Annotated in this window: 21 protein-coding genes and 1 riboswitch; of the genes, 19 read left to right on the forward strand and 2 right to left on the reverse strand. The window is 38.6% G+C overall.

All coding sequences use genetic code 11. The annotated features are described in order from the left end of the window. The first annotated feature begins 181 nt into the window (after nt 1–181). From IGK70_RS05815 to IGK70_RS05905, 19 genes are all read left to right on the forward strand, one after another. Nucleotides 182–598, forward strand: coding sequence for a hypothetical protein (locus IGK70_RS05815; RefSeq protein WP_002382237.1), 417 nt, complete (start codon nt 182–184; stop codon nt 596–598). Nucleotides 599–610: 12 nt separating this feature from the next. Beyond that, nucleotides 611–1,123: a phage major tail protein, TP901-1 family gene (locus IGK70_RS05820; protein ID WP_220421773.1), complete on the forward strand. Its 513-nt coding sequence runs from the start codon at nt 611–613 to the stop codon at nt 1,121–1,123. Between the two features lie 32 nt (nt 1,124–1,155). Next, nucleotides 1,156–1,515, forward strand: a complete 360-nt coding sequence (locus IGK70_RS05825; protein WP_104855710.1) for a tail assembly chaperone — start codon at nt 1,156–1,158, stop codon at nt 1,513–1,515. Between the two features lie 17 nt (nt 1,516–1,532). Beyond that, entirely contained in the window at nt 1,533–1,901 is a 369-nt protein-coding gene (locus IGK70_RS05830) for a hypothetical protein (protein WP_002361692.1), read from the forward strand. Continuing rightward, a complete protein-coding gene (locus IGK70_RS05835; RefSeq protein WP_104855711.1) occupies nt 1,891–4,824 on the forward strand; it encodes a phage tail protein in 2,934 nt (977 codons plus the stop codon). Before IGK70_RS05830 ends, IGK70_RS05835 begins: the two co-directional genes overlap by 11 nt. Nucleotide 4,825: 1 nt before the next feature. Next, nucleotides 4,826–5,752: a distal tail protein Dit gene (locus IGK70_RS05840; protein ID WP_002365553.1), complete on the forward strand. Its 927-nt coding sequence runs from the start codon at nt 4,826–4,828 to the stop codon at nt 5,750–5,752. 12 nt (nt 5,753–5,764) lie between these two features. Continuing rightward, nucleotides 5,765–7,222, forward strand: coding sequence for a phage tail protein (locus IGK70_RS05845; RefSeq protein WP_104855712.1), 1,458 nt, complete (start codon nt 5,765–5,767; stop codon nt 7,220–7,222). Between the two features lie 32 nt (nt 7,223–7,254). Next, the gene (locus IGK70_RS05850) at nt 7,255–9,024 is read left to right on the forward strand and encodes a hypothetical protein (RefSeq protein ID WP_104855713.1); all 1,770 of its coding nucleotides are present in this window, start codon (nt 7,255–7,257) and stop codon (nt 9,022–9,024) included. A 23-nt stretch (nt 9,025–9,047) separates the two neighbouring features. Further along, nucleotides 9,048–9,443 (forward strand): phage holin family protein, encoded by a 396-nt coding sequence (locus tag IGK70_RS05855; RefSeq protein ID WP_010827347.1) that lies wholly within the window; start codon nt 9,048–9,050, stop codon nt 9,441–9,443. Nucleotides 9,444–9,724: 281 nt separating this feature from the next. Further along, on the forward strand, nt 9,725–10,180 hold the full coding sequence (gene tnpA, locus IGK70_RS05860) for an IS200/IS605 family transposase (RefSeq protein ID WP_000063801.1): 456 nt from the start codon (nt 9,725–9,727) through the stop codon (nt 10,178–10,180). 142 nt (nt 10,181–10,322) lie between these two features. Beyond that, entirely contained in the window at nt 10,323–11,420 is a 1,098-nt protein-coding gene (locus IGK70_RS05865) for an SH3 domain-containing protein (RefSeq protein WP_010827348.1), read from the forward strand. Nucleotides 11,421–11,572: 152 nt separating this feature from the next. Beyond that, nucleotides 11,573–12,493: a tRNA pseudouridine(55) synthase TruB gene (truB, locus tag IGK70_RS05870; RefSeq protein WP_002357840.1), complete on the forward strand. Its 921-nt coding sequence runs from the start codon at nt 11,573–11,575 to the stop codon at nt 12,491–12,493. Between the two features lie 25 nt (nt 12,494–12,518). After that, on the forward strand, nt 12,519–13,469 hold the full coding sequence (ribF, locus tag IGK70_RS05875; protein WP_002363808.1) for a riboflavin biosynthesis protein RibF: 951 nt from the start codon (nt 12,519–12,521) through the stop codon (nt 13,467–13,469). Then, nucleotides 13,469–14,065 carry a GNAT family N-acetyltransferase gene (locus tag IGK70_RS05880; RefSeq protein ID WP_010827349.1) on the forward strand — a complete coding sequence of 199 codons (597 nt, stop codon included), beginning with the start codon at nt 13,469–13,471 and terminating at the stop codon, nt 14,063–14,065. Before ribF ends, IGK70_RS05880 begins: the two co-directional genes overlap by 1 nt. Before the next feature lie 149 nt (nt 14,066–14,214). Next, entirely contained in the window at nt 14,215–14,538 is a 324-nt protein-coding gene (locus tag IGK70_RS05885) for a PadR family transcriptional regulator (RefSeq protein WP_220421774.1), read from the forward strand. A 3-nt stretch (nt 14,539–14,541) separates the two neighbouring features. Next, on the forward strand, nt 14,542–14,883 hold the full coding sequence (locus IGK70_RS05890; RefSeq protein ID WP_002395093.1) for a DUF1048 domain-containing protein: 342 nt from the start codon (nt 14,542–14,544) through the stop codon (nt 14,881–14,883). 24 nt (nt 14,884–14,907) lie between these two features. After that, nucleotides 14,908–15,168, forward strand: a complete 261-nt coding sequence (locus IGK70_RS05895; protein WP_002360471.1) for a DUF2087 domain-containing protein — start codon at nt 14,908–14,910, stop codon at nt 15,166–15,168. Nucleotides 15,169–15,325: 157 nt separating this feature from the next. Next, on the forward strand, nt 15,326–16,501 hold the full coding sequence (locus IGK70_RS05900) for an FtsW/RodA/SpoVE family cell cycle protein (protein ID WP_002377695.1): 1,176 nt from the start codon (nt 15,326–15,328) through the stop codon (nt 16,499–16,501). Continuing rightward, the gene (locus tag IGK70_RS05905; protein ID WP_010827350.1) at nt 16,467–17,615 is read left to right on the forward strand and encodes an FtsW/RodA/SpoVE family cell cycle protein; all 1,149 of its coding nucleotides are present in this window, start codon (nt 16,467–16,469) and stop codon (nt 17,613–17,615) included. The genes IGK70_RS05900 and IGK70_RS05905 overlap by 35 nt, the downstream gene beginning before the upstream one ends. A 61-nt stretch (nt 17,616–17,676) precedes the next feature. On the opposite strand, the gene IGK70_RS05910 is transcribed toward IGK70_RS05905, so the two are convergent. Further along, nucleotides 17,677–18,564 carry a LysR family transcriptional regulator gene (locus tag IGK70_RS05910; protein WP_002357832.1) on the reverse strand — a complete coding sequence of 296 codons (888 nt, stop codon included), beginning with the start codon at nt 18,562–18,564 and terminating at the stop codon, nt 17,677–17,679. Between the two features lie 23 nt (nt 18,565–18,587). Beyond that, a complete protein-coding gene (locus IGK70_RS05915) occupies nt 18,588–19,463 on the reverse strand; it encodes a LysR family transcriptional regulator (protein ID WP_002382245.1) in 876 nt (291 codons plus the stop codon). A 252-nt stretch (nt 19,464–19,715) separates the two neighbouring features. After that, nucleotides 19,716–19,886, forward strand: a riboswitch (M-box (ykoK) riboswitch). The last annotated feature ends 37 nt before the right edge of the window (nt 19,887–19,923 follow it).

Here is a 19,923-nt window from a genome sequence, read left to right on the forward strand (position 1 = left end):
TAAATTAATAGTGTCGAAAGAGATAGATAAACGTGAGGCAACCAAAAAAATGAAGACACGGAATTCTATAATTTTGACTGCTTTCTTGTGTCAGCTATGAAGGAGCAGAAAATGCCGGCTACTTTCAAGAGCCTTCATTTTGACTAGAAGAGAGCCAATTTGTTAACCAATCCTGAATTTTTTGAATGGAAAGGTGGCGCTAAAAATGAATGAAGCGGAACAAGAGTTATATGAAGCCCTTGTTGCAATCTGCCAGACGTCAGGATTTTTATTGCTAGAGGAACTGCCGACAGATTTACCAGATCAGCCATTTGTTTACTTAGGTGATAGTAAAGAATTACCTAAGCCAACTAAATCAGCTATTTTGGGAGAAATTGAATTAATAATGCATGTTTATGGTGCGTTATCTGAACGACAACAAATTTCTACAATTAAAGGAACGATTTTACGGCAGGCAACCAGTAATTTAAAACGAACGGCTCATTTTAATTGGGGTATCAAACATCAAGAAGTCAAAGCACAAATGGTAAAAGATACCAAACAAATGAAAAAAACAATTTGGCATGCTGTACTACCATTACACATGCAATTTTACTAGGAGGAATTATCAATGGGAGAAGTTATGCAAGGAAAAGACCGTATTTTATTAGTTCGTCGCTTGGATGAAGCAGCGACAAAGAAAGCAATGAAACCCTTATTTCAAATTGAACATGAATGGGAATTCTCACGTGAATCGAGTGGTACGCAAACAAAAGATGGCGTTGCGAATGCTGTTTCTGGTTTAGAAGTTACGTTATCGTTAAGCGGTTTAGCCTCTCGAGATGATGAAAATTTATACATGAAAGACGCAGTTGAAGATGGCATCTTAATGGAATTTTGGGACGTTGATTTAAAAGGTGAAAAAAATGCGGAAGGTAAATATCCAGCAATTTATGCCCAAGGTTATGTAAATTCATGGAGTTTACCAGCCAATATAGAAGAATTAGTAGAAATCGAAACAGAAGCCTCTATTAATGGCAAGCCACAAGATGGCTTTGCAACAGTAGAAGCAGATATTATTGCGGAAGCACAATATGCGTTCCAAGATACCGTTCCAGAGAAAGCACCACAACCTGGCGAATAATCAAAAAGTGTTGAATTTTAGGAGGATAAAAAATGAATTTAGAGATTAACGGAAAAACAATTGAAGTGAAATTTACGATTGGCGCGATTCGCGAATTAGATAAACGTTACCAAATTGAAAATGGCGCTGCCAAATTCGGCATGGGCATCAGTTCAGCAATGATTTATTTACGCCAATACAATCCAGTAATCTTAGTTGACATCATGGAAGCTTTACAAAGTGGGCAATTAAAAATAGGTAAGTCGGAAATTGAAGCATGGTTAATGACCCAAGATGTCAAAAAACTTTCAGATGATTTGCTTAAAGAAATGGGAAAGCAACCTCTTACAAAACCAATGATCGATCAGTTCAGCAAAGAAGCGAAGAAAGCAGAAACGCAAGCGACCAACTAATTAAAACGAGCGATGACGTGTATCACGACATCGCTCTTTCTGCTTTTCGCTACTTAGGCTGTCGTTCATTTGAAGAAGTGGACCGGATGACCATGTCTGAATTTGAATTACGAATGATTGCTTTTAATTTAGCAGAAGTAGATGAAGAGCGGAAAAGGCACGAGCTTGCCTACTTAAATGTTAAAGCGCAAGCGACAAATAAAAAAGGAAAACCCGTTTTTGAAAGCTTTAAAAGTTTTTATGATTATGAAAAACGAGTTGCTGAAGTTCTGGCAGCTAACCAGCCACAACGAACAAAATTAAATGAGCGGAAAAAAACGCAACTTGCCACTGTGGCAGAGCGTCTACGCCGCTATCGAGAAGGGAGGAGAGTAGATGGAGAATGACAAAGAAAAAACGCCGTTATCGGAGGCAAAGAAAAGCCTTGCAGGCGTCCAACAAGCATTAAAAAGTATGAGCGGTGAGTATGCCTTATTAAGTGGATATTTAGGGAAAATTAGTGCGGGTGTCAATCAGTCAGCCACGGTCATGAACACATTTAAAACCGTCATGCAACAATCTGGAGAAACAGTGAAAAAAACAGGAGACGAAACAGCAAAGGCAGCAGATCAAATGAACACAGCGTTAACAGATTCTGCTGAACAAGCCGGTGAAGCAGCTAAAAAAGCGGGGAAAGAAACCACTGATGGCTTTACTAATGCACAAAATAATATGCTGAGCTTTGGGACGGCCATGACTAGTGCCGTTTCCTTACCTATGCTGAATGTTTTAAAAACAGCTATGGGCGTCGGTGCTGGGGTCAGTGGCGAATTTCAAGGAATGCAAGGACTGATTATGGCTAGTGCAGGAGGGATTTCTGATTCATTGCAAGGCGAGTTGCAAGGGGCATTGACTCAGATGAATCAATCATTTGAAGCGGCGGCACAAGTGATTCAAAGCGTGATGGCTCCAGGAATGGAAATTTTGGTTCAAGTGGTTATCACAGTCGTTAAAGGCATTACAGCTTTGGTGAATTTGTTTATCAAATTACCAAAACCCGTCCAAGTTTTTATTGTTGCCATTATGGGCATTTTAGCCGCCATTGGGCCCATGTTGATTATGGTAACGATGGCTCAGCAAAAATTTCAACAGTTTAGTGCTGGTTTGGCTCTTGTACAAGGAAACATTGGGAAGTTAGGTGGTGGCTTATCAAAACTAAGTGCTAGTTTTAGTGCCTTAAGTGGAGGACCATTAATTTTAATTGTAGCAGCCGTTTTAGCAGCTGTAGCAGCGTTTATTTATTTCTATAAAACCAATGAAACATTTAGAAATAGTATCAATAGCTTAGCTAGTGCCATTCAAGGAGCTGTTTCAGCGGCGTTTGGCAAATTGGTAGGATTGCTACAACAGATCCAGCCGGCCTTTCAGCAAGTAATGGCAGTTTTTAAACAATTTTTTGCAGTAGGCTTAGAGAAAATGGCGACTATTTTTTCAACAATTGGTCGTGTGCTAACAGGCGTTTTTGCCAGCGGTTTGCAATTAGGTAGTAACTTATTAGGGCAATTTGGTGGCACCTTTGACAAAGCTGGTTTAGCGGTTGGTCTTTTGGTAAAAGTTCTGACAAAAGTTGCACTGGCTGCATTAGGAATTTCTGGGCCGTTTGGTCTAATTATTTCCTTGATTGTTTCATTCGTGACGGCCTGGATGAAAACCGGTGATTTGAGTGCGGGTGGTATTACCCAAGTCTTTGATAATTTAGGTAACACGATTACATCGGTTACAACAATGCTGGCAGCTAATCTACCGAAAGTTATACAACTTTTTACAACCGTCTTAACCAGTATTCTCGGGAAAATAACAGAAGCTATTCCAAGCATCGTAACCGCGTTATCTAGTTTAATTACGGTAATTGTTGGTGCGATTGTTGCCAATTTGCCAGTCTTAATTGAAGCGGCAACACAAATTATTACTACGTTGATTCAGGGGGTTACAACAGTCTTACCAATGTTGATAGAAGTTGGTTTGAGCTTATTAATGACTTTAGTTAATGCGATTGTCACCGCCTTGCCAACAATTACAACTGCAGCGATTAATATCATCACTACATTAGTGACAGCTTTTGTCACAGCGTTACCAATGCTAGTTACAGCAGGTGTTTCAATTATCACGGCCTTATTCAATGCATTTGTTACTATGTTACCGTTGATTTTGACTGCTGGTTTACAAATTTTGATGGCATTAATCACTGGGATTATGACGATTTTACCTCAGTTAATTCAATCAGCGCTGACGATTATTCTAGCGTTAGTGACAGCGTTGATAGGTGCCTTACCACAGATTATCAGCGCAGGTGTCAAATTGTTAATGGCGTTAATTCAAGGAATTATTTCGATTTTACCAACCTTAGTTGCGGCAGCTATTACCTTAATTTTGACATTGGTAAATGCCTTAATTGGTGCCTTGCCACAAATCATCAGCGCAGGCGTCAAATTGCTAATGGCTTTGATCCAAGGGATTATTTCAATTTTACCGCAACTGGTTACTGCAGCAATTACGCTCATTACCGCTTTAATGGGTGCGTTAATCAATGCGTTGCCACAGTTGTTAAGTGCTGGGATTCAACTGATTCAAGCCTTAATTAATGGTGTACTCAGTCTATTGGGTGCCTTGCTGTCCGCAGCAGGAACATTAATCTCACAAATGATCACGAAGATTGGTTCTTATTTTGGTCAACTGTTAGCTTCGGGCGGACAGTTAGTTGAAAATATCAAAAATGGGGTTACCAATGCAGCCGATCAGGTAAAAAATGCCATTGGTTCTGTAATTGAAGGTGCTTGGCAAGCAATCCAAGGTTGGTTTTCAAAATTCACCGATGCCGGTGCGAATATTGTCGGCATGATTGCTGATGGAATTACAGGTGCAATTGGAAAAGCCAAAGAAGCAATCGATGGGGTCGTCAGTAAAATTCGTAACTTTTTACCATTTTCACCAGCAAAAGAAGGTCCCTTATCTGATTTGCATAAATTGAATTTCGGCGGCACGATTGCCACGGGGATTTATGCAGGCGAAACAGCCGTTAGTAGAGCAATGGCTTCTATTTTAGACTTACCGCTGTTAAATGATTTTGCCTTGAACTTAGCTGGTCGAGGAAACTTCACAGCAACGATTGACCATCGTTTAGAAAATGATGCATACAATCGACCATTATTTGTGACAGTAGAGTCAACGTTAGATGGAAAAGTTGTCGCAGCAACTACTGCGCCTTATTTAGCAACGGAGTTACAACGACAACAAGTGAAACAAAATAACCGCTTAGGAAGGAGAGGATAACATGTATAAATTTGTTGATACCAATCAAGCAACTCATTCAACGCCTCTTCCTTCAGAAGCGTTGAATTTTAACGGCCAATTTTTAGAAAAAGTCATCCCTGGCTATCAAACATTATCAGTTTCAGGACGAGAATTAGTTCCAAGCGAAATTGAAAGCTATCAATTAGGGATTCGTGATGGTAAACGTCACGTTTATGCGCGAATCCCAGAACGAGAATTAACAGTCAAATATCGCCTTTCAGCTGTGAATAATGAAGCGTTTCGAGATGCATTTAATCATTTAAACGTTGCTTTGTTTACGGAAAAAGACGTTTCTATTTGGTTTAACGATGAACCGGAAATGCTGTGGTTTGGCAGTAAGTCTTCAGTGAGTGATGTACCCGAAGGTGTTAACCAAGTAACAGGCACCTTTACTTTATTGCTTTCTGATCCGTATAAATACACACGGAGTGATGCGACTAGTGTGATGTGGGGTTCGCCAACCATTACATTTCAAGCGAATTACTTAATGGGGAATACAGGCTCAGGTGCAGTTGATTTTCCAATTTTAATTGAAGGCGGGGCTTATTGGGGATCAACCATGATTACCTTTCAAAATCGGGCTTACACGATGGGGGATTTAGGCAAAGAAGTTCGGCCAATTGAAATTTATCCTACGGTCGAAGGATTAAAAGTCAAACCGACCATTATTTTAACAGGAACCGGACGTGGTGTTTGGATTAAAACACGGAACGATACAATTAACTTAGGAGACTTTGATCGTTCGGAAATTATCATTGATACTGAAAATTTTTATCTGACAAAAAATGGTGCACCGATGATTCGACCAATGAACGATTTTTATCTATATCCCAATGAACCGCTGTATATTCAAGCCAAAGATAGCGACTTCCGCTTGACGATTCGCTATCCTAACCGATTTGTGTAGGAGGGTGATTAAATGTTAATGGCGCTGGATTTGAAAAGAACATATACGGCAATTTTGGACAATGCCTATCAAGTCAGTTATGAAAAAATAGAGAACAAAATTGGCAGTTTAGATTTTACCATGCCACTAGATGATCCTAAAAATGAATTTATTGCAGAAATGCAATGGGTGGAACTAACCGACAATGAGAATGAATATATTGGTTTATATCGCGTGATGCCAACCACAATTAAGAAAGATGCGAACAATAATCAAATTCACTACTCTGCCACAGAAGCATTATGTACCTTAGGCGATACTGTCCTATTTGGTTGTCACGAAATTAAAAACAAAACAACGAAAGAGGCCATTCAATTTCTATTGAATAAACAAAAAACAAAGCATTGGGTCCTAAAAAAATGTGATTTTTCAAGGAGATTAACCTATAAATGGGAGAATGAAAATGGGCTAGTCGAGCCTTTATTTAGCATCCCAGCCGATTTCGAAGAGGAATATCTTTGGCAATGGAATACAGAGGTCTATCCTTTTGAACTTTCATTAGTCAAACCACCAACAGAACCAGTTGCGCGAATTCAAGAAGGTTACAATATGCAAGGATTTGAAATAGAACGTAATCCCAAGATGCTAATCAATCGGATTTATCCATTAGGTTCAGGCGAAGGTGTTAACAAAGTCAATATTCGCTCGGTCAATCAAGGGGTTCCGTATTTAGAGAACAAGGCCGCAATTGACCGCTATGGTTTATTGGAGTCAATTTGGGTGGAACAGCGTTTTTCTGATCCCAAGGCATTAAAGGAAAATGCTTTGCGAATGTTAGAAGAATGGACCAAACCACAAGTTTCTTGGGTAGTGACTGCAGCTGATTTAATTAAATTAACAGATCAACCTTTAGCAATCGATCGTTTGCGGTTGGGTACGGTTATCATGATTAATACGAATGAGTTTGGGAGTGTCAACCTTCGTATCAAAAAAGAAAGTAAAAAAGATGTCTTTGGTGCCCCCCAAGACATTCAGCTAGAGTTGGGAAATCTGCAAGAAACAATTCATAGTACCATGACAGCTTTCAGTCGGAAACAAGAGATTAGCGAAACTTACGCACAAGGGGCGACGACACTTTTAAATCGTTCAATACAAGGAGAACTTAGCAAGACACAGCCAGTGGAGCTGAATTTATACTTTGACGAGGACATTCTTTATATAAACACCGCAGAATTAACGTTCAAGGCAACTGCTAAAGGACCTTCGCATTCTGTAACGAACATTGATTTGGTAGTGGATGGCAAAAAATTACCCCAACTATCATTGCAACAACAACGGCTAAACATTTTGAGTTATTTACGAAAAACAACAGATGGAAAAATCGAACGCGGCAATCACACGCTTCAATTTTTCTCTCATCAGCCACTATGGTTGGATGCTTCGGTCATCTGTCGTGTGTATATTCAATCCCAATTGGGTGGCCAGTTTTAATAAAATAATGAAAACTAGAGGAGTGTGACGAAATGTCAGTAGAACATATTGAAGAATTAGATACCCTGAATCAAGGTCGCCTTAAAATCAATGCAATCTTGGATCAGTCGAACGCATCAGCTGAGAAAGTTGATGCTTACCAAGTCCAGTTAACGAATGGAATTTCTGAAGCGAAAAACATCGCAGATGAAGCTGGCAAAGAAGCCGTACAAATTGCCACCGATGCAGGCAATCAAGCAAATGAAACAGCTAACCAAGCGATGAATAATGCCAAAACAGCCATCACGATTGCAGGAAACGCAGTTTCAACGGCAAATAATAATAAACAAGAATTTGATACTTTACGAAATGATTTCGATCAATTAGTAGCAGAAGCGGGTGATAGTAATCCAGAAATTGTTCAAGCACGCACAGATACACAAGGCATCAAACAAGCTACTCTGGCGAATCGTCTTCAAATTGATTTGAATGACCGCATGACAAAAGCAGATGGCATTTCTTTATTGGCTAAGCCAACTACTGTCAAAATGAAGTTAGACTTTAATGGTAAAACGGCCGGCAATACAGCCACCAATGCAAACAGTTATTCCACTGATTTTACGGCTAAAATTCTTAAGAAGCCAACAGACGTTTGGGAGGAAGTTTCCCAAGCGGACTACAATAAAATGGCCAGCCGTGATGATGAGGGTGTGAAAACAGGTTCCACCCAAAGTGGTGTGATTCCACAACAATTAGCGGCCTTCAATCTCGTTGAAGCCGCAAAAAAATTAATTCCACAAATGTTTGAAACATTCACAACTGACGAGGCGGTGGCATTTGTTCGCCAGAACGTTCAATTTTTTACGATTAATCAACGTGTGAAAGCCGCTGCGCCCAATAATCAAACGATTAAAATCGCTACGTATTTACCAACTACGGATAATTGGGTAACTCAAATCCAAGAATCAGCAAAAGAGTTCATTGATTTTTCAATTCAAATCAATGATCAGAATTTTATCACAGATGAAGGTTTCATTTATTTAATGAGCTATACAGATTCATCGAATGGGGTAACGCCAGCTAGCTTAGAAGTTGATTACGTGGGGCTTCATATTGGTCTGTCTGTTGATGCCCAAGCGGTTTTAGCGAAGAGTGGTTTTGTTCAAGCAGAGCAACTCAATACCCATGTGGAAAATCAGGATAATCCGCACCAAGTAACCGCTGAACAAGTGGGGCTAGGCAATGTAGAAAATTATGGCTTCGCATCAGACAGCGAAGCAGTCGCGGGAACTTTAACGAGTAAATATATGCACCCGAAAAACGTTGCGGAAGCGATTAAAGGTCAAGCTGTGACACAAACAGGTGATCAAGAGATTGCTGGGGTGAAGAATTTTGTAACTATGCCAACCGTCAATGGTGTGCCTTTGGAATCTTCTAGAATGGCCATTTATGAAGCTAGTGGAGTCGGTGAAGTCGAGGCAAAATATCAGGCGGCCTTTAATAAGGATAATATGAAATTTGTATTAATTAGGGTGGGAAATCGTGTCGATGCATTTGTAAGATGTAATTTGAGTGATCCAACGAAATTGAATAACCACATGCCTAAAGTATTTAACATACCAACTGGGTACAAAATGTCCTCAAAAATAAGTGCTAGTGTCTGGAATATTCCGCTCTCAGTTGCACCTTACGTTTTTCCGTATCCTAATTGTAATGCACTATATGAAATTGGAAATCAAGGGATAATTTTTGCCTCAAGCAGAGCCGGAAATGTTTACCTCCAAGGAAGTTGGTACACGGACGATCCGTTTCCGACAAAATAACAAGCTAGTTTAGGAGACTTTTTATGGAACGTTATCTCAACACAATAACAATGCTTTTAAGCATTTTCGGTGGGATTGTCGTACGTTTATTAGGCGGATTAGATCAATTGTTGGATGTCTTCCTCTTTTTAATTATTGTCGATTTCATCACAGGTTGGATTAAGGCAATCGCCACAAAAGAATTGTCCAGTCGGATTGGTATGCTCGGAATTGCGAAAAAAGTGACGATGTTATTTGTGGTTGCCGTAGCTGTTCGTGTTGAAAAAGTTGTGGGGAACAATGTGCCAATTCGGGAAATGGTTCTGATTTTTTACATTGCGAACGAAGGACTTTCTTTTTTTGAAAATATTGCGACCTTTATTCCTATGCCGAAAAAGTTAAAAGAGTTATTTATTCAGTTAAAAAATAAAGATGATTAAGTAGAAGTGGTCGGGATAAACGTAGAACTTTCGGCTGATTGCCGAAGAAATTACTTCTGTCTCGCCATTTATCTGCAGGTTTAAGCCATGAAAGGGAAGTTATTTTGACTTTCCTTTCATGGCTTTTTTTTAATGACTTTAGTCAGTCGAAATCTCTAAAGAGATTTCGACAAAAAAACCACGCGTACTGCGCGTGGAGGCCAGAGCTTTAGCGATAAAAACTCCTTTCGATATAATAGATAAAGGCTACCAACCGTTATCAAATCGAAAGGAGTTTTTGAATGTCGAACGACGATAAAAGTTTAGCACATACTCGTTGGAATTGTAAGTATCATCTTGTGTTTACACCAAAATATAGAAGAAAAGTAATCTATGGTCAATTGAGGCGAGATATAGGGAAAATACTAAGGAAATTGTGTGAGATGAAAGAAGTCGAAATCATTGAAGCGCATGCAATGCCCGACCATATCCATATGTTGGTAAGAATTCCGCCGAAGTTGAGTGTATCAGGTTTTATGGGTTTCTTAAAAGGAAGAAGTGCAGTAATCATTCATGAACGTCATGCGAATTTAAAATACAATTATGGAAATCGATCCTTTTGGTCAAAAGGCTATTATGTGAGCACTGTAGGATTGAACCAAAAAACGATAGCTAAGTATATACGAGAACAAGAAGCAGAAGATCGAATAAGGGATAGTATAAACAAAAGAGAGTATAAAGATCCATTTAGGAAGTAACAACTAGATAAGAATAGAATGGTAGCGGTTGGCAGTCTCTAAAAAAAGCTCCCTTAAAGGGAGCAGCAGGTAGCGAGCCCTTCTAGGGCTATTAAAAAGCCACCCGCTATGCGGGTGGATATTTACTAGAAAGGAGTATGCTATGTTTAAAAAATTAATGATTCAACTTGCTTTAGTGATTGGCTTAAGTTTAACGATTCCGATGACGGCTTGCGCTTACACCATCGAAGCGGATCCAATCAACTTTACTTATTTTCCAGGCTCTGCAAGCAATGAATTAATTGTTTTACATGAATCAGGAAACGAGCGGAACCTAGGACCACACAGTTTAGACAATGAAGTGGCCTATATGAAACGAAATTGGTCAAATGCTTATGTCTCATATTTTATCGGATCTGGTGGACGAGTGAAACAATTAGCTCCTGCTGGCCAAATTCAATATGGCGCAGGTGCTTTAGCTAATCAAAAAGCCTATGCGCAAATCGAATTGGCTCGCACAAATAATGCGGCGACGTTTAAAAAAGATTATGCTGCCTATGTTAATTTGGCCCGTGATTTAGCTCAGAACATTGGTGCTGATTTTTCGCTGGACGATGGAACAGGTTATGGAATAGTCACTCATGATTGGATTACAAAAAATTGGTGGGGAGATCATACAGATCCTTATGGTTATTTAGCGCGTTGGGGGATTAGTAAAGCGCAGTTGGCACAAGATTTACAAACGGGCGTTTCTGAAACAGGTGAGACTGTCATTGTTCAGCCGGGTAAACCTAATGCACCAAAATATCAAGTAGGACAAGCAATTCGTTTCACTTCAATCTATCCAACACCAGATGCTTTAATCAATGAACATCTATCAGCAGAGGCACTTTGGACACAGGTAGGAACAATTACAGCGAAATTACCGGACCGACAAAACCTTTACCGTATTGAAAATAGCGGACATTTGTTAGGTTATGTGAACGACGGCGACATTGCTGAACTTTGGCGCCCGCAAACGAAGAAATCATTTCTAATTGGTGTGGACGAAGGCATTGTTTTAAGAGCAGGACAACCTAGTCTGTCAGCCCCAATTTATGGTATCTGGCCCAAAAATACTCGCTTTTATTACGATGCGTTTTATATTGCAGATGGGTATGTTTTCATTGGTGGAACAGATACGACAGGCGCGAGAATTTATTTGCCAATCGGACCAAACGATGGCAACGCACAGAATACATGGGGATCATTTACTAGCTAAAAAAGCCACAAACTCTGCTTTTATCAGAGTTTGTGGCTTTTTTTGCATTTAGCAGAGATTTTGCCAAAGGGAATAAGCAATGGAGACTGCGAAGCTAGGTACTTTTATGCTATAATGACAAAGTTAGTATTATCGGAACTGGAGGAACTATAATGGACGGCATTTTACCGTTATGGAAGGAACGTGGCATGACAAGTCATGACTGCGTATTTAAATTGAGAAAAATTTTACATACCAAAAAAATTGGTCATGGTGGTACGTTAGATCCAGATGTCGAAGGGGTCTTACCCATCTGCGTTGGCAAAGGAACGAAAGTGATCGAATACATGGTAGATTCTGGCAAAACCTATGAAGGTGAAATTACACTTGGATTTGCTACGACAACCGAAGATGTTAGTGGCGAAATTGTTGAAAAAAAACCAGTTACAACACCTCTGTCAACTGAACAAATTGATCAAGCAATGGCCGAAATGACAGGTGAAATCACACAAATCCCACCGATGTTTTCTGCGGTGAAAGTCAATGGTAAACGTTTATATGAATATGCCCGGAACGGGGAAGAAGTTGAACGGCCCCAACGAAAAGCTATGATTTATTCATTTGAACGTACTAGTGAACCAATTTTTAATGAATCTGCTCAAACACAAAGTTGGCGGTTTAAAGTGGTCTGTGGCAAAGGAACCTATGTGCGGACACTATCCGTGGATACTGGCAAAAAATTAGGCTATCCTGCCCATATGTCGGATTTAACTAGAACGGCAAGTGGCGGTTTGCAAGCTGCGCAATGCTTAACGTTAGAAGAAGTAGCCAAACAAATGGCTGCTGAAACAATCGATCAATGCCTATTGCCCATTGAGACAGCAGTAGAACAATTCCCACGAATTGATTTATCAGATGAATTGTATCAAAAAGTAAAAAATGGCATGCGTTTGCACAAAAAAGAATTAGGAATAAAGGCAATGCCAGAATCCTTAGTTGCCTTATTTTACCAAAATCAAGTGGTTAGTTTATACATGCCACACCCAACGCATGATAAATTATTGAAACCAAGTAAAGTTCTACGGAACAATTAAATAAAAAAGAAGGAAGTTTTTGCACATGCAAGTTATTCAACTACATCATCCCTATGAACCCAATCAAATTCCTAATGAAGAAGTCGTGATGGTCCTAGGCTTTTTTGACGGTGTTCACAAAGGCCACCAAAAAGTAATTGAAACAGGCAAAAAGATTGCGGAGGAAAAAGGCTTGAAGTTAGCTGTGATGACCTTCAACCAACACCCATCAATCGTTTTTCAAAAAGTTTTACCAGAAAATATGAAATATTTAACTAGCTTGGAACAAAAAGAACGCCTAATGGCCAACTTGGGCGTTGATATTTTATATATTGTCGAATTTACTTCAGCGTTTGCTCAATTAAAGCCGCAAGATTTTGTCGATCAGTATATCGTTAATTTAAATAGTGCAGTAGCAGTCTCTGGGTTTGATTATACGTATGGTCCTAAAGAAATCGCTGGAGTCAAACAGTTACCAACTTATGCGCAAGGCCGTTTTGAAGTGGTGACAGTACCAAAAGAAGAAATGACTGGTGCCAAAATTAGCTCAACAAGAATTCGCGAAAAAATGGAAGCCGGCGAAATGGAGGAGGTCACGGAGTTGTTAGGATATATTTATGAAACAGAAGGAACAGTTGTCCATGGCGATGCTCGGGGCCGTTTATTGGGTTTCCCGACCGCTAATGTCAAAGTGAAAAGCACCGTGCGCTTACCAAGAATTGGCGTCTATGCTGTGCAAATCGAAGTCGGTGGCAAATGGTATGTTGGCATGGGCTCAATTGGTCATAATGACACCTTTGGAGAAGGCCGCGATTTAACCGTGGAAGTCTATATTTTGGACTTCCATCAAGACATCTATGGTGAACAAGTGGTGGTTCGTTGGAATCATTATTTACGTGACCAAGTGAAATTCAATGGGGCTGAAGCCTTGATCGACCAATTAAAACAAGATGAACGAGATACGGCTGACTATTTCCAACAATCAGAGGACAAATAATGAAGATTCGTCAAGAAAAACCTGCAGAGTATCAAGCTGTAGAACGTTTAACGTATCAAGCGTTTAAGGAATTAAACTTGACCGAAAACTGGCGTCCCACAGAGCATTTTATCGTGCATTTATTAAGAGAAAGTGCCGACTTTATTCCGGAGTTGTCCTTAGTTTCAGAAACTGATCAAGGAAAATTAACGGGTCATATTATGTCTTCAAAAGCCAAACTACGATTACCTGATCATACAGAAAAGGCTGTTTTGACCATTGGGCCGCTAAGTGTCCATCCAGAAGTTCAGAACACGGGCGTAGGCTCCGCGTTAATTAAGCATTCTGTGCAGAAGGCCAAAGAATTAGGCATCGGCGGATTGATTATCTTGGGCCATCCAACTTACTATAAGAAGTTCGGTTTTGTTCTAGCGACTACTTTTCAGATTACGTTACCGGAAAAAGAAACATCAGAAGCATTATTGGCTTTGGAATTACTGCCAGGTTATTTTGGTACAAGTGGTGGGGAGTGGCATTTTTCAACATGCTTTGCTTATCCAGAAACACACCTTGCAGAATTAGAAGCCTTTGAAGCAGACCTCGGAATAAATGAATAAAGAATAATAAGACGCGACAACTACTAGTTAAGTACTGGTGGTTGTCGCGTCTTTACTACTTTTTATTACAAAGTAGTTGACAGAATCGGTACTCAGTATTATTATGTAGTGGTACATAGTACTAAAGAGTAGTTTGGGGAGGAAAAGCAGTGAAGCAGACAGAGTTGCTAAAAGGCATTTTAGAAGGTTTAGTTTTAGCCATCATCCAAAGGAAAGAAACATATGGTTATGAAATTACAAAAATTTTAAATGACCAAGGGTTTACTGAAATTGTTGAAGGAACCGTTTATACGATTTTACTGCGTTTAGAAAAAAATCAATGGGTTATAGCTGAAAAAAAGCCTTCAGAAAAAGGACCAATGCGGAAGTTCTATCGCTTAACCTCATCAGGAGAAGCAGTACTCGCTGATTTTTGGCAGCGTTGGACGTTGCTTTCAAAACAAGTAAACAAGATGAAAAAAATGGAGGGATAGAGCATGTCAGATTTTAAAGCGTTGATCAAAAAAGTTATTGGGGATAAAAAAGAGTACAAAGAATATAAACGACGGATTGCAGCATTACCAGCAGAGTATCGACAAGTATTTCAAGAAATTGAAAAATATGCATGGCATTTTTCAGATCATAGCGGAGCCAATATGTTCAATGCGTTGACTGATTTACTTGATTTGTTTGAAGAAGGAGCTGCTAACGGAACACCTATCAAAAATATTACGGGAGAAAAAGTAGGCGATTTTGCTGAAACAATTGTCAATGAAGTCGCTGGCAAATGGACCGATAAACAGAAAGAAAAACTGAATCATCAATTTTCTAAACAATAGTCAAAACAAAAAAGGAGAATAAACATGGTTGAAAATTTTTTTAAAGAAGGAAAGTTGCTGGTTATTCCCAAGAAAAATGCGAAAAAAGTCCAAGTGTTTCAACGTGTGGCCAACCAATTTGAATTTGGGAAAGAATATACGGAAAAAGAAGTCAATCAGCGACTTAGAGAAATCTATGAAGATTATGCACTTTTGAGACGGTATTTAGTAGATTATCAGTATTTAGAAAGAGATAAGTTTGGAAAAATTTATCAGAAATGTGAGCAACACACAAAAATTATATAAATGTTTTTTTTAAAAGTAGCGAAACTAGGTGAAATGAACCAAGTCTAGCTACTTTTTGTTATGTAAGCTTAGTAATAGTTCTATAAAAAACTCTCTATTTGTTTTCTAATTCAGACTGGTAAGATTGATTTAATTAGAAAAAGATAGAGGTGAGAGAATGAATCTACGTACTTTAGGTCTAACAAAAATTCTTTTGACCTTTATTATATTAAGTATTATTGGCGCGTTAATGATTTATAGCGCCAGTAGCTATGACTTGCTGATGCAAGGCGTGAAGCCCACTGCTGTGTTTATTAAACAAGGCATTATTATGTGTCTCAGCTGGGTGCTAATGTTCGTGATTTACAAAGTTCGACTAGAAGTGTTATTTAATAAAAAAATTGCGATTGGACTGCTTTTAGTTTCGGTACTATTACTGTTAATGGTTCGACTACCTTTTTTTGGTGTAGCAGCGAATGGCGCACAACGTTGGATTTCTCTCTTTGGAATCCAATTTCAGCCATCAGAACTTTGTAATTTTGCGATTATTTATTACTTGAGCTGTTATTTAGGTGAAAAAGAAAATGGCTTGACAACGAAGCAGTTAAGGAAACAATGGCTGTTTGTTTTGGTCGTTGCATTTTTAGTTTTGATTCAACCCAAAGTTGGCGGGGCCATTCTTATTTTAGTTATTGGCAGTGTCTTGATTTTCTCAGCAAGTATTCATGCAAAATTTAGTGTAATTGCTGCGGGGATTGTCGTTGCTAGCGCGGCGCTTCTTTCTAAAATAATTATTTTTCTAGGCGATCACCAGTACTTACCACATTTTTTTGCGCATGTGTATGACCGCTTAGTTGTTTTGAAAAATCCGTTTTTATCCTTTCATGATCGCGGATTTCAGCCTTCAATGGCCTATTTAGCGATGTATAACGGTGGGTTTTGGGGCACTGGACTAGCCAATGGTATGGTAAAAAAAGGTGGCTTGCCAGAAGGTCAAACCGATTTTATTTTTGCGGTGATTGTGGAAGAACTTGGTCTGATTGGCGGCTTACTATTGCTATTTCTTTTGTTATTTTTAGCGGCCTCGATTTTGCGGAGTAGTTGTGTAATAAAAAATCATTGTTACGGCTTGTTTTTGTTAGGGGTCGGGACCTTGATTTTAGCTCAAACGGCGATTAACATTGGTGGCGTTTTGGGTTTGATTCCAATGACAGGAATTCCTTTACCGTTTGTTAGTTACGGTGGGACAAGCTATTTAATCTTTTCAGTGGCATTAGGAATCGTCATTAAAATTATTGCAAACGAAAGGCGGCAGTTAAATGGTCAATACAAAAAAATTCAACTTACATCTTAATTATGATTTATTATTGCCCATTTTTTTACTCACACTTTTATCTTCTGGTGTGCAATATTGGATTGCCGTTAATGAAGGAAAAGATGGAACTGTGCCAGCATTAAAACAACTTTTCTTTATTTTTGTTGGCTATGCAGGCATGTTTTTAGCTAGTCGGCTGTCACAGAAGTTTATTTGGAAAGTAGCTCCTTTTTTCTATGGGTTTTCATTAATCTTGATGAGCGCTTTGTATTTTTCCTATGACAAAGGAATGTATTTATTGACGGGCACAAAGCGCTGGTTAGATTTAGGGTTTATTAAATTTCAGCCATCAGAAATTGCGAAAATTGCGTTTATTTTAATGTTGGCAAAAATTATTGTCCAACATGAGCAACAAGACTGGTCCGATAAATGGCGTTCAGACAAGCAACTTCTAAAAAAAATCGTTGCGGTTAGTGTCCCTGTTTTTTTCTTGATGGCGGTACAAAAAGATTTTGGGACATCCCTTGTTTTCGTAACGATTATTCTATCTCTTTTAGTTATTTCAGGAATTGATCGCAAAATTTTAATCATTATTTTCAGTGCTTTAGCAACGTTAGGCGTGGTCTTGATTCTGTTAGTCTTTACAGAGTGGGGGCACAAAGTACTCTTCTTTTTACATTTTAAACAATATCAATTGGATCGAATTTTAGCATGGATTCATCCCTATGATTATGTCGATAAAATCTCCTATCAACAAGTACAAGGCTTATTGGCAATTGGTTCGGGTGGTTTATTTGGCAAGGGTGTGCATGGGATTGAAGTGTATGTTCCTGTTCGTGAGTCTGATATGGTTTTTACTTTTATCGGGGAAGCCTGGGGCTTTGTGGGCAGTGCCGCCGTTGTTTTTCTCTATTTTTACTTGTTTTATCAAGTTTTAGTAGCTGGCTTGCGGAGCAATTCGCGTTTTTGTATGTACATCTGTGTCGCCCTCATTTTTTCGCTGGTTTTTCAAACGGTGGAGAATATCGGTGCGGTGATTGGACTGTTGCCGTTAAAAGGTATTCCGCTTCCGTTTTTAAGTCAAGGAGGCACTTCGTTAGTGATGGCTATCACTTCTTTAGGATTTGTCAAAGGAAGAGAAGCCACTACCTGAAAACACAAATAAAAACCAAGACTGGAACTCGCTTGCCGACAAGCTCTAGTCTTGGTTTTTACTATTGAAATTGTTTTTGGCATTCAGCCAAAAGTTGTTGAAGTTGTCGACTCATGTAACGTTCTTTTAAATAATAAACTGCCATGTTTCGTTTAGGTAGTTCTTGGTAAGTTAGTGTATGGATCGAATTGTCTAAAAGTTGAATATTTGTGTATTCGGGGACAATAGCGAAACTATCGGAATGAGACACCAAGTGAGTAATAAGTGAAAGAGTATCCACTTGAATGACTTTCTCTGGAGAAAAATTAGAAAACGTAGTATCTAGCCAATTGGTTAATTTGTTTTGCTCGGAAAATTCGGTATTTAAACGGACGAAGGGGTACATTGTTAGTTCTTTTAAAATTTCTTCCGTCGTGGCTTTGGCCAAAGCTGGATGATCATTTCTTAAAATGAATTGATAATTTGCTGTAAATAAATCAATTTTGCCAATATGTTCAGGTAATGGTAAGTCAGCAAAGGAAATACCAAAATCTGCATCCATTGTTTCCAAGGATTGAAGAATATTTTCTGTAATAATAGTATGGACTTGTAAGTTGGATGAACGATCCGTTAATGTTGTCATTAGTAAGTCATTCAATTTATATTCTAAATCACAGAGATAAGTGGCTACATAAATATGGTTGGAAGAATGATTAATTTCTTTTAGCTCTTCTTCAATTGAGACCAACTCATTGGTGATGCGCCAACAATATTTTTCTAAAATTAATCCAGCCGGTGTTAAGGTGGTAGTTTGACCTTGGCGATTAAAAAGTTCAGCGCCTAACGTTGCTTCAAGAATTTTTATTTGCTTACTTAATGCAGCTTGAGAAATTGCTAAATTTTCGGCTGCTTTAGTAAATTGTTTCACTTTGCATAACTCTAAAAAATAATGTAAACGAAATAGTTCCATGGGAATTCCTCCTTTTTCTATTCCTAGAATAAATAACGTAATTGTTCGAATAAATAACGGTGTGCTTCACAATGTCCGTGATGATTATTCTGAACTAAATAGATGGCTCGTTCTGGACTATCTTCCAGAGGGATACCAACTAAGTTACGTCTGTTTAGTTCATCAGTGAGTGAATAGGGAAGAATGCTACAGGCTTTTTCTCGTTGGACCATGTCTAAGACTAAATGAAGAGAAGGGAGTTCGATGACGATTTGCCGATTTTCCCAATTGATTTTACGTTCCCAACGTTTAAACACTTTTTTTTCATATACTTGATCGGAATATGCAGCAAAAGGTAAAGAACGAATTTCGTCAATCGTTACGCTATCGGCATGGGCTAAAGGATGATTTTTATTGACACAAAGGAGATAGCTTTCTGTATAAATTAATTCTTTCTCTAATGGAATCGAGGTATCCAAAAATATCCCAATCCCAATGTCAATTAAATCTGTTTCCAAGGCTGTTTCAAGATCGTAATAATACTTAAAATCAATACTTACATACGGATAGGATTGATTAAATAACAACAAGACTTCTCCAAATGCTTTATCTATATCAATTAAGTTTGTTCCAATCCGAATGGTCGTTGTCGATCCTTGGGTCACTAATTCATTAATCTCTTCTTGCGCTTCCTTAATGAGTGCAAAAATCATTTCTGTTCGCTTGGCGACGACTTCGCCTGCTGGAGAAAGCCGACAATGTTTCTTGTCTCTTAAAATTAATGAAGCACCTAATTCACGTTCCAACTCCTTGAGCTGGGTACTTAAATAAGGTTGACTCGTATGGAGCTTTTGAGAAGCTAAAGTAAAACTCGCATACTTTGAAACTGCCATAAAATATTCTAGTTGTTGTAATTTCATTTTCCTCACCGCCGTTTCTTTAACTATACAAAAAATAGCAGAAGAAAAGCTTCTCGACAAGGCTATCTGACGGTCTTTAGATTAATTTAACCAGTTATGATTCTATGAATAAATACGAATCATACCAGAAAACCATAGTAAATAAGCGGATTATTTTTCTTTTTGTTACTGAATGGACAAAAAGTTATCTGCTAAAAACTTTTTCTATATCGTTATTTTTTCAAGGAAGAATTATACTTGCTGTTGTAATTAAATAAGATTTGTTAGGTGAGGCTCCTATACAAACATAGGCTACTGCCCAAAAATGTCGAGAGACGCCAATGGGTAGAACAGGAACTGTCGAATGAAGGCTTTTCTTAAGGTAGCTAAAAGCAATCGCTTTTTACGTTGTATAGTGCTAAAGCTCAACGATAAGAACGATTATTCTTTGACACGTTGAGTTTTCAGCGTGTCTTTTTTT

Source organism: Enterococcus sp. DIV0358 (assembly GCF_051713465.1).
GTDB lineage: Bacteria > Bacillota > Bacilli > Lactobacillales > Enterococcaceae > Enterococcus > Enterococcus faecalis.

What these genes read in the sequence shown, in the direction of transcription:
- IGK70_RS05820 (WP_220421773.1), top strand. Translation starts at nt 611, where the DNA reads ATGGGAGAAGTTATGCAAGGAAAAGACCGTATTTTATTAGTTCGTCGC.
- IGK70_RS05825 (WP_104855710.1), top strand. Translation starts at nt 1,156, where the DNA reads ATGAATTTAGAGATTAACGGAAAAACAATTGAAGTGAAATTTACGATT.
- IGK70_RS05835 (WP_104855711.1), top strand. Translation starts at nt 1,891, where the DNA reads ATGGAGAATGACAAAGAAAAAACGCCGTTATCGGAGGCAAAGAAAAGC.
- IGK70_RS05840 (WP_002365553.1), top strand. Translation starts at nt 4,826, where the DNA reads ATGTATAAATTTGTTGATACCAATCAAGCAACTCATTCAACGCCTCTT.
- IGK70_RS05845 (WP_104855712.1), top strand. Translation starts at nt 5,765, where the DNA reads ATGTTAATGGCGCTGGATTTGAAAAGAACATATACGGCAATTTTGGAC.
- IGK70_RS05850 (WP_104855713.1), top strand. Translation starts at nt 7,255, where the DNA reads ATGTCAGTAGAACATATTGAAGAATTAGATACCCTGAATCAAGGTCGC.
- IGK70_RS05855 (WP_010827347.1), top strand. Translation starts at nt 9,048, where the DNA reads ATGGAACGTTATCTCAACACAATAACAATGCTTTTAAGCATTTTCGGT.
- tnpA (WP_000063801.1), top strand. Translation starts at nt 9,725, where the DNA reads ATGTCGAACGACGATAAAAGTTTAGCACATACTCGTTGGAATTGTAAG.
- IGK70_RS05865 (WP_010827348.1), top strand. Translation starts at nt 10,323, where the DNA reads ATGTTTAAAAAATTAATGATTCAACTTGCTTTAGTGATTGGCTTAAGT.
- truB (WP_002357840.1), top strand. Translation starts at nt 11,573, where the DNA reads ATGGACGGCATTTTACCGTTATGGAAGGAACGTGGCATGACAAGTCAT.
- ribF (WP_002363808.1), top strand. Translation starts at nt 12,519, where the DNA reads ATGCAAGTTATTCAACTACATCATCCCTATGAACCCAATCAAATTCCT.
- IGK70_RS05880 (WP_010827349.1), top strand. Translation starts at nt 13,469, where the DNA reads ATGAAGATTCGTCAAGAAAAACCTGCAGAGTATCAAGCTGTAGAACGT.
- IGK70_RS05890 (WP_002395093.1), top strand. Translation starts at nt 14,542, where the DNA reads ATGTCAGATTTTAAAGCGTTGATCAAAAAAGTTATTGGGGATAAAAAA.
- IGK70_RS05895 (WP_002360471.1), top strand. Translation starts at nt 14,908, where the DNA reads ATGGTTGAAAATTTTTTTAAAGAAGGAAAGTTGCTGGTTATTCCCAAG.
- IGK70_RS05900 (WP_002377695.1), top strand. Translation starts at nt 15,326, where the DNA reads ATGAATCTACGTACTTTAGGTCTAACAAAAATTCTTTTGACCTTTATT.
- IGK70_RS05905 (WP_010827350.1), top strand. Translation starts at nt 16,467, where the DNA reads ATGGTCAATACAAAAAAATTCAACTTACATCTTAATTATGATTTATTA.
- IGK70_RS05910 (WP_002357832.1), bottom strand. Translation starts at nt 18,564, where the DNA reads ATGGAACTATTTCGTTTACATTATTTTTTAGAGTTATGCAAAGTGAAA.
- IGK70_RS05915 (WP_002382245.1), bottom strand. Translation starts at nt 19,463, where the DNA reads ATGAAATTACAACAACTAGAATATTTTATGGCAGTTTCAAAGTATGCG.